Origin of the sequence: Paenibacillus sp. MZ04-78.2, from assembly GCF_024213375.1 — a bacterium.
Taxonomy (GTDB): domain Bacteria; phylum Bacillota; class Bacilli; order Paenibacillales; family NBRC-103111; genus Paenibacillus_G.
This window is the reverse complement of record NZ_JANAVJ010000134.1, coordinates 1-611: the sequence shown is the minus strand read 5'-3', so window position 1 is coordinate 611 and position 611 is coordinate 1. Positions and strand designations below refer to the sequence as shown.

General features: G+C 55.3%; 1 protein-coding gene. It reads right to left on the bottom strand.

The features are described from left to right. Nucleotides 1–147: 147 nt before the first annotated feature. Nucleotides 148–611, bottom strand: a 464-nt coding sequence (locus NLX71_RS26365) for an IS66 family transposase (RefSeq protein ID WP_254366772.1), incomplete at its 5' end; no start/stop codon positions are given.

Here is a 611-nt window from a genome sequence, read left to right as displayed (position 1 = left end):
GTAAGCGTCAAATCCTCCACACCTAGAAAAACGACGGGATTCATGAGATCATATACGTAACTGATTACGACGCGCACGCGAAAAGGTATGGATCAATGAAGGAACGTCAAATAGCCCCGGTTTGAGTGGGACGGGGCTGGACGGTTCTTATTTGGAAAAAACGCGGCATGTAAGCGGCAATGAAGCCGACCAGGGAGCAAGCTTGCTCAACGCTTCAGGATCTGCCGGATTGGCAAGCTGCGGCAGCCGCTCAAATAGATGCTGCAAGTACGGATGCGGCTTGAGACCGTTAGCTTTGGCTGTCTCCACGATGCTGTAGATGATCGCACTGGCCCTGGCTCCGCGCGGCGTGTTGCTGAACAGGAAATTCTTTCGACCGATCACCACGGGTTTAATCGAGCGCTCGCTGCGGTTGTTATCGATCTCCAGCCGTCCGTCCTGCAAAAATACGCTTAGCTTTTCCCACTGGTTCGTACAGTAGGTAATCGCCGTCCCCAACAGGCTTTTGGGCAGTACGCGCGACCGCTGCGCCTCCAACCAAGCCGAGAACGTACCCAGAATCGGTCGACTCTCCGCAAGCCGGGCTTCGTAACGCTGCTCGGGCGTCGACT